The 6,956-nt window shown below is 73.7% G+C and carries 7 protein-coding genes and 1 pseudogene; 4 read left to right on the forward strand and 4 right to left on the reverse strand.

Annotated elements, in window-relative coordinates:
* From AB0E83_RS34485 to AB0E83_RS34500, 4 genes and pseudogenes are all read right to left on the reverse strand, one after another.
* Positions 1-920: pseudogene (locus AB0E83_RS34485) on the reverse strand (LuxR family transcriptional regulator); the annotation flags it as partial.
* Positions 921-1,013: 93 nt separating this feature from the next.
* A complete protein-coding gene (locus tag AB0E83_RS34490; RefSeq protein ID WP_362120623.1) occupies positions 1,014-2,381 on the reverse strand; it encodes an FAD-dependent oxidoreductase in 1,368 nt (455 codons plus the stop codon).
* A 125-nt stretch (positions 2,382-2,506) separates the two neighbouring features.
* A complete protein-coding gene (locus AB0E83_RS34495; protein ID WP_362120625.1) occupies positions 2,507-3,325 on the reverse strand; it encodes a hypothetical protein in 819 nt (272 codons plus the stop codon).
* 33 nt (positions 3,326-3,358) lie between these two features.
* The gene (locus tag AB0E83_RS34500; protein ID WP_362120627.1) at positions 3,359-3,778 is read right to left on the reverse strand and encodes a hypothetical protein; all 420 of its coding nucleotides are present in this window, start codon (positions 3,776-3,778) and stop codon (positions 3,359-3,361) included.
* Positions 3,779-4,430: 652 nt separating this feature from the next.
* On the opposite strand from AB0E83_RS34500, the gene AB0E83_RS34505 reads away from it, so the two are divergent.
* From AB0E83_RS34505 to AB0E83_RS34520, 4 genes are all read left to right on the forward strand, one after another.
* The gene (locus AB0E83_RS34505; protein ID WP_362120629.1) at positions 4,431-4,646 is read left to right on the forward strand and encodes a hypothetical protein; all 216 of its coding nucleotides are present in this window, start codon (positions 4,431-4,433) and stop codon (positions 4,644-4,646) included.
* A gap of 77 nt (positions 4,647-4,723) precedes the next feature.
* Positions 4,724-5,473: a DNA repair protein RecO gene (gene recO, locus AB0E83_RS34510; RefSeq protein WP_362120630.1), complete on the forward strand. Its 750-nt coding sequence runs from the start codon at positions 4,724-4,726 to the stop codon at positions 5,471-5,473.
* A gap of 12 nt (positions 5,474-5,485) precedes the next feature.
* Entirely contained in the window at positions 5,486-6,310 is an 825-nt protein-coding gene (locus AB0E83_RS34515) for an isoprenyl transferase (RefSeq protein ID WP_362120632.1), read from the forward strand.
* A 27-nt stretch (positions 6,311-6,337) separates the two neighbouring features.
* Positions 6,338-6,910: a YcxB family protein gene (locus AB0E83_RS34520; RefSeq protein ID WP_362120634.1), complete on the forward strand. Its 573-nt coding sequence runs from the start codon at positions 6,338-6,340 to the stop codon at positions 6,908-6,910.
* Positions 6,911-6,956: the final 46 nt, after the last annotated feature.

Raw genomic sequence — 6,956 nt, forward strand, 5'->3', positions numbered from 1 at the left:
GCCATCAGCTGGGCGTCGGGGGCCTGTTCGCCGCTGAGGACGACGACCGGCTTCCCGGTGGCGAGGACCGCGTCCAGGCCGTCCTGCCAGGAGCGCGGCACCTCCCGGCAGGCCCGCCGGGCCTCCTCCTCGGCCGCCGTCCACTCGCCGAGGAGGTCCAGGACCTCGACCCGGTGGGCCCGGCAGACGCCGCGGAAGGGGTTCTCGCCGCCGTCCGCCGTGGCGCACCACTCCATCGCGGTGCGGGTCCACTCGGCGGCCCGCCCGAGGTCGGCGGCCTCCATGCACTGGGTGAGGGACAGGCAGTACAGCCAGCCGGTGAAGACGCCGCTCAGCTCGCCCGCCGCGGCCGCGCACATCGCCTCGTCGAGGAGGGCCAGCCCCTCCGCGCGGCGGCCCTGGGCGAGCAGGGCGGCGGAGGCGGTCTGGCGGCTGAGCGCCAGCAGGTCGGGGCTGCCGGAGCGCTCGGCGAGCCGGGTCATCCGGTCGGTCGCGGCCAGCGCGGCGGCCCCGTCGCCGCGGGCGAGGGCCTCCTCGGCGTCGGACCGGGCGAGGAAGGTCTGCTCGGGGCAGGGCGGCAGCCCGTCCAGGTGGTGGCGGGCGCGGTGCAGCCAGCCGGCGGCGACGGCGGGCCGGCCCAGGCCCGCGTACTCGTAGTGGAGCCACCAGGCGGCCAGCCCGGCGCCCCGGTGGTCGCCGGCCGCCAGGTGGGCGGCGTGCGCCCGCAGCCGGGCCGCGACGGACTCCTCGACGTGTCCGGACCACCAGGCCGCGTCGGCGAGCGCGTCCAGGTCCTCGGCGGTCAGCGCCTCGTCCGGGTGCCGGTCGCGGGCGTGCAGCAGCGCGTACGCCTCGGCCCAGGCCTCGCGGGCCACCGCTTCCCGGGCCCGCCCGGCGCGGTCGATCACGGGTGCGGACACGGCCCTCACCCCTTCCGGTCCCTCCAGGGTAGGACCGTACGGCGGGAGGGGGCACCCGAGGGGCGTCCCCTCCCCGTCCGGCGCGGTGCCGGGTCAGTCGATCGCGCCGCTCGCGCGGAGCATGTCCTCGCGCTCGACGATCTTCACGCGCTCGCGGCCCTGCGGCTCGCCCAGCGCCTTCTCGGCGGCGTCGAGCTTGTACCAGCCGTCCCACGTCGTGTAGGTGAGGCCCTTGCCCTCCAGGAAGGCCACGACCGCGTCGGCCTCCGGGTTGGCCGGGGTGAGGAGCCGGCCGGCGGCGAAGTCCTCCAGGAGGTTCGCGACGGTCTCGTTGGCGTCGCCCTTGGTGTGGCCGATGAGGCCGACCGGGCCGCGGCGGATCCAGCCGGTGACGTAGGTGGAGGCCATGTGCTCCTCGCCCTCCATCACCCGGCCGCCCTCGTCCGGGACGGTGCCGCTGACGGTGTCCCAGGGCAGCTTGGGCAGCTCGTCGGAGAGGTAGCCGACGGCGCGGTAGACGGCCTGGACGTCCCAGTCGGTGGTGACGCCGGTGCCCTTGACGTTGCCGGTGCCGTCGAGCTCGGTGCGCTCGGTGCGCAGGCCGACGACCTCGCCGTTCTCGCCGAGGATCTCGACGGGGGACTCGAAGAAGTGCAGGAAGAGCTTGTGCGGGCGGTCGCCGGTGTCGCGGATCGCCCAGTTCTCCAGGGTCTTGGCGACCATGTCGGTCTGCTTGTTCTTGCGCCGCTCGGCGATCGAGCCCTCGTCGTAGTCGATGTCCTCGGGGTTGACGATGACCTCGATGTTCGGGGAGTGGTCCAGCTCGCGCAGCTCCATGGGGCTGAACTTGGCCTGGGCCGGGCCGCGGCGGCCGAAGACGTGGATCTCGACGGCCTTGTTGGCCTTCAGGCCCTCGTGGACGTTGGCGGGGATCTCGGTCGGCAGCAGCTCCTCGGCGGTCTTGGCGAGGATGCGGGCGACGTCGAGGGCCACGTTGCCGACGCCGAGGACGGCGACCTTCTCGGCGGACAGGTCCCAGGTGCGCGGGACGTCCGGGTGGCCGTCGTACCAGGAGGCGAAGTCGGCGGCGCCGAAGGAGCCGTTCAGCTCGACGCCGGGGATCCTCAGCTCGCGGTCGAACATGGCGCCGGTGGAGAAGATCACCGCGTCGTAGAAGGAGCGCAGGTCGTCGAGGTGGACGTCGGTGCCGTAGTTCACGTTGCCGAAGAGGCGGACCTGCGGCTTGTCGAGGACCTGGTGGAGGGCGGTGATGATGCCCTTGATCCGCGGGTGGTCGGGGGCGACGCCGTAGCGGATGAGGCCGAAGGGGGCCGGCATCCGCTCGAAGATGTCGATGGACACGCCCGGCTCGGCGGCGGTGTCGGACTTCAGCAGCGCGTCGGCGGCGTAGATGCCGGCGGGGCCGGCGCCGACGATCGCGACCCGGAGGGGGCGGGGCATGACTGGGTTCCCTTCGCATACGGGGTGCGGCGAGGCCGCCGGCACTTAGGCCACCCTAATTAACCGCGCGGGCGGAGCGGTACCCGACCCCGGTCTATGCCCCCATAAGGCAGACTTATGACTTCTCAAAGTCCGCCTGAGGTGCTGAACGAGGTCACTGTCAGCGCCGCGAGCGCGACCGTGCCCGCGATCCCGCAGGCGAGCAGGAAACCGCCGCCGATCGTTCTCACCAGCCGGGTGAAGGGCGGCAAGGGCACGTCCACGTCCGCCGGGTCCCCCGGCGGGTGGTACGCGGTGATGGCCGCGCCGGCCCTGCCGTGCACGAAGATCCGGTAGTCGCCGGTCCCGTCGGGGTAGACGTACGCGCCCGGCGACGTGGCCCGGGTGGCGGTCACCGCGACCCCGTGCCGCCGCAGCCATCGCTCGCGCAGGCCGTCCCCGACCCCGTACGCGCCGAATCCGAGCGCCAGCCCGCTGATGCCGCCCACCGGGATCTCCACGATGACGACGTCCCAGTGGCCCAGGGAGCCGGCGACCACCGCGAGCGCGATCAGCGCGAGCAGATAGCCGAGGACGCCCCGCCGGATCCGGCGGGCGAACCGGTGGCGCCACCGCGGGGCCAGCGAGCGGATCGCGGCGAAGCGGGCGCCGTCGACGTCGTCCCGGTCCGTCCGGTTGGCGAGCAGGTCGTTGATCGTGTCGGCGAACAGGGCCGCCCCGTCCGGGTCGACGTCGTCGATCCGGTGGACGCGCGGTGTCGCCCCGGCCTTCGCCCGCAGTTCGATCAGGACCGTCCCGCCCTCGGCGCGGAGCCGGCCGAGGCCGTCGGCGGTGAAGACGATCTGTTCCGTCGGGAGGTCGAGGACCAGACCTTCGTTCTCGACGGAGAGGACGATTCCGTCCCGGCCCACGAGGACCGGGAGGGAGGCGATGGGTATGGGCATGGGCGTGATCGTAAAGCCGGGAGCGGGCCCGGGTCAGCCCCTTGCGGCCCACACCGCCAGGGCGATCAGCAGGACGGCCGCGGCCACGGCGGCCACGACCGCCTTCCGGGGGACGCCGCCGGAGCCGGCGGCGGGCTCCGGGGCGCGGGGCGCGCTGGTGACGACGAGCGCGGCGCCGTCGGGGGCCGGGTCCTCCGGCAGCGCGGCGGTCACCGCGTCCGCGAAGGCGAGCGCGGCGGCCTCGTCCGCGTCGGCGACCCGGTAGATCGTCGGCTCGTTCGCGCCCGACGCCGTCAGGACGATCGCGACGGACCGGCCCTCGGCGTGGACGAACGAGATCGCCGCCAGCGGTATGCGGTGCTCCTTGTCCGGGCGGTGCAGGGTGACCGGCCCGCCCGCGAAGTGGAGAACCGATTCACCACCGCGCAGGACGAGAGAAGGGGTGGCCGTCATCGTCCGTGTTCCTCCGCCGCCGTCGGTCGGTCCGGGAGCGCCTCCGGGCGACGGAGTGACGCTCCCTCGCCGATCGTAGGGGCACCGGCCCGCCCCGCACCACGTCCGCCCCCGCGCGGCCGGTCCCGGCGGGACCGATCCGCACGCCGATCCGCACGCCGTTCCGTGCGCCCCCGCGTGCGCCGGAGCGGAAATCAGGAGAACGCTCCGGGAACACATCCGCGGCGACCCGGCACGGCCGTTCGAGAATCCCCCGGATTTACGGGAGTTGACCGCTCCCGGGGCCGTCACCGCGGCCGCGAATCGAATGGCGCGCTCGAACGCTCCGGCCGCGTGGCGTGCGGAAACGGCCCGAACTCCGGTGGCGCGTCCGACGATTCTACGGATCACGGACCACCCGGGAGTGGGGAAGCGGGAAATGGATTCAGAAAGGCATACGTTGGTGAAGGAAGACACCAGAGAGAACGACCGCGGGGAAGTCGGAGCGGCGCGGAGCGGAAAGCGCGGGAACGGCGCGGAGGGAATCTCCCCGCCCGGAGCCCGCGGCCGGCCCGCCCGCCGCCCCCGCGGCCGCTCGCTCGCAAGGGACACCGCACGGCGGTCCCGGCCCGGCACGCAGCGGGGCCCGTACCGCCGGGGAGGAGGGCCGGTCATGCCACTGCCGATCGGGGCGTACGTCGTGGAGATCCGCACCGGGCGGGTCGCCAGAGTGATGGGCCACGAGGGCCCCTACGTCCAGATCCGCCCGCTCGGCGGCGGACGGGAATGGGACGTGGCGCCGGAGGAGGTCCGCGAGGCCACCTCCGCGGAGCGCCTCAGCGCCGCCACCGCCCACGCCAACGCCCGCAGCCGCGGCGAGGTCCCCTGACCCGCCCCCGGCCCCCTCCGCCGGCCCGGATCCGCACCGCCGACCGGAACCGGTCCGGCGTGCGGGAGAATGGCTGCATGAGTCTGTTCCGCGACGACGGCATCGTGCTGCGCACCCAGAAGCTGGGCGAAGCGGACCGCATCATCACCCTCCTCACGCGCGGTCACGGACGCGTGCGCGCCGTGGCGCGCGGGGTGCGCCGCACCAAGTCCAAGTTCGGCGCGCGCCTCGAACCCTTCTCCCACGTGGACGTGCAGTTCTTCGCCCGCGGGAGCGAGCTGGTCGGCCGCGGCCTTCCGCTCTGCACCCAGAGCGAGACCATCGCCCCGTACGGCGGCGGCATCGTCACCGACTACGCCCGCTACACCGCCGGCACCGCGATGCTGGAGACGGCCGAGCGCTTCACCGACCACGAGGGCGAGCCCGCCGTGCAGCAGTACCTGCTGCTCGTCGGCGGGCTGCGGACCCTCGCCCGCGGCGAACACGCCCCCCACCTGATCCTCGACGCCTTCCTCCTCCGGTCCCTCGCCGTCAACGGCTACGCCCCCTCCTTCTCGGACTGTGCCAAATGCGGACTGGGCGGCCCGAACCGGTTCTTCTCGGTCGCGGCGGGCGGCGTCATATGCGGTGACTGCCGGGTCCCCGGCAGCGTCGTACCCTCGGCGGAGGCCCTCGGCCTGCTCAGCGCGCTGCTCACCGGCGACTGGGCGACGGCGGACGCGTGCGAGCCCCGTCACGTCAGGGAGGGCAGCGGCCTCGTGTCCGCCTATCTGCACTGGCACCTGGAGCGCGGCCTGCGCTCCCTGCGGTACGTAGAGAAGAGCTAGGAGATCCATCGCATGGCCATCGCACGACTCCTCGGGCGCCAGCGCCGGGAGTACAGGACCCCCGAGCCGCACCCGTCCGGTGCCCGCCCGCCGAAGCTCCAGCCGGAGCTCGTGCCCGAGCACGTCGCGATCGTCATGGACGGCAACGGGCGCTGGGCCAAGGAGCGCGGGCTGCCGCGCACCGAGGGCCACAAGGTCGGCGCCGAGCAGGTGCTCGACGTGCTCCAGGGCGCGCTGGAGATGGGCGTGGGGGCGATCTCGCTGTACGCCTTCTCGACCGAGAACTGGAAGCGCTCGCCCGAGGAGGTGCGCTTCCTGATGAACTTCAACCGCGACTTCATCCGCAAGACCCGCGACCAGCTCGACGAGCTCGGCATCCGGGTGCGCTGGGTGGGCCGGATGCCCAAGCTGTGGAAGTCGGTCGCCAAGGAGCTCCAGGTCGCCCAGGAGCAGACCAAGGACAACACGAAGCTGACGCTGTACTTCTGCATGAACTACGGCGGCCGCGCGGAGCTCACCGACGCGGCGCAGGCGCTCGCCGAGGACGTGAAGGCGGGCCGGCTCGACCCGGCGAAGATCACCGAGAAGACGGTCCAGAAGTACCTCTACTACCCGGACATGCCGGACGTCGACCTCTTCCTGCGGCCCAGCGGCGAGCAGCGCACCTCCAACTACCTGATCTGGCAGAGCGCGTACGCCGAGATGGTCTTCCAGGACGTGCTGTGGCCCGACTTCGACCGCCGCGACCTGTGGCGGGCCTGCGTCGAGTACGCCCAGCGCGACCGCCGCTTCGGCGGCGTCGACCCGGCCGACCTCGCGGTCCTCGACAAGGCCTGACGCGTACACGACGCTACGATCCGGGGCGTGAACGGAACATCGGACGACTCCGCGCTCCCCGCCGGACACGGCCGGAGCGCGCCCGACCGGGTCGAACTCGCCTACTCCGCCGTCCTCGCGGACGTCCGCGAGGCGGTACGGATCAGGCTGCGCACCACCCTGTGGTGGCGGGCGCTGCGCTGGGCCGCGTACGGCACCGCCGCCCTGGCCCTGGCGATCGTCCTCCTGGAGCTGCTGCTCCCCGGTGAGCCGGACGCGGGGACCGTGGCGAAGATGGCCGGGCTGGGCCTGGCCGCCGTGGCCGTGGTCGAGCTGATGGGCCCGGCCGTCGCCCTCGTCTTCTTCCGGGCGGTCCGCGCCCAGGGCGACGTGCGGGCCGTCCTCGACGACGACAGCGGCCGGTGGACCTCCCGGGACACCGACACCGCCATCCGCTGGGCGATGCTGCCCCGGTACGTGGAGACGGACCGGCTCTTCGTCCTGCTCACCGCCGGCCAGGCCGGCTCCGGCTTCGCCTACCTGCCCAAGCACGGCCTCGCCGGCCCGGCCGACGCCGACCGGCTCCGGGCCCTTCTGGACCGGCGCAGCAACCGCCTCTGAACGCCGACGGGCGGTGGGCGGCCCCGGCGGTAGAGGGGAGGGCCCC

Origin of the sequence: Streptomyces sp. NPDC035033, from assembly GCF_040636735.1 — a bacterium.
Classification (GTDB): Bacteria; Actinomycetota; Actinomycetes; order Streptomycetales; family Streptomycetaceae; genus Streptomyces.

What these genes read in the sequence shown, in the direction of transcription:
- AB0E83_RS34490 (WP_362120623.1), bottom strand. Translation starts at nt 2,381, where the DNA reads ATGCCCCGCCCCCTCCGGGTCGCGATCGTCGGCGCCGGCCCCGCCGGC.
- AB0E83_RS34495 (WP_362120625.1), bottom strand. Translation starts at nt 3,325, where the DNA reads ATGCCCATACCCATCGCCTCCCTCCCGGTCCTCGTGGGCCGGGACGGA.
- AB0E83_RS34500 (WP_362120627.1), bottom strand. Translation starts at nt 3,778, where the DNA reads ATGACGGCCACCCCTTCTCTCGTCCTGCGCGGTGGTGAATCGGTTCTC.
- AB0E83_RS34505 (WP_362120629.1), top strand. Translation starts at nt 4,431, where the DNA reads ATGCCACTGCCGATCGGGGCGTACGTCGTGGAGATCCGCACCGGGCGG.
- recO (WP_362120630.1), top strand. Translation starts at nt 4,724, where the DNA reads ATGAGTCTGTTCCGCGACGACGGCATCGTGCTGCGCACCCAGAAGCTG.
- AB0E83_RS34515 (WP_362120632.1), top strand. Translation starts at nt 5,486, where the DNA reads ATGGCCATCGCACGACTCCTCGGGCGCCAGCGCCGGGAGTACAGGACC.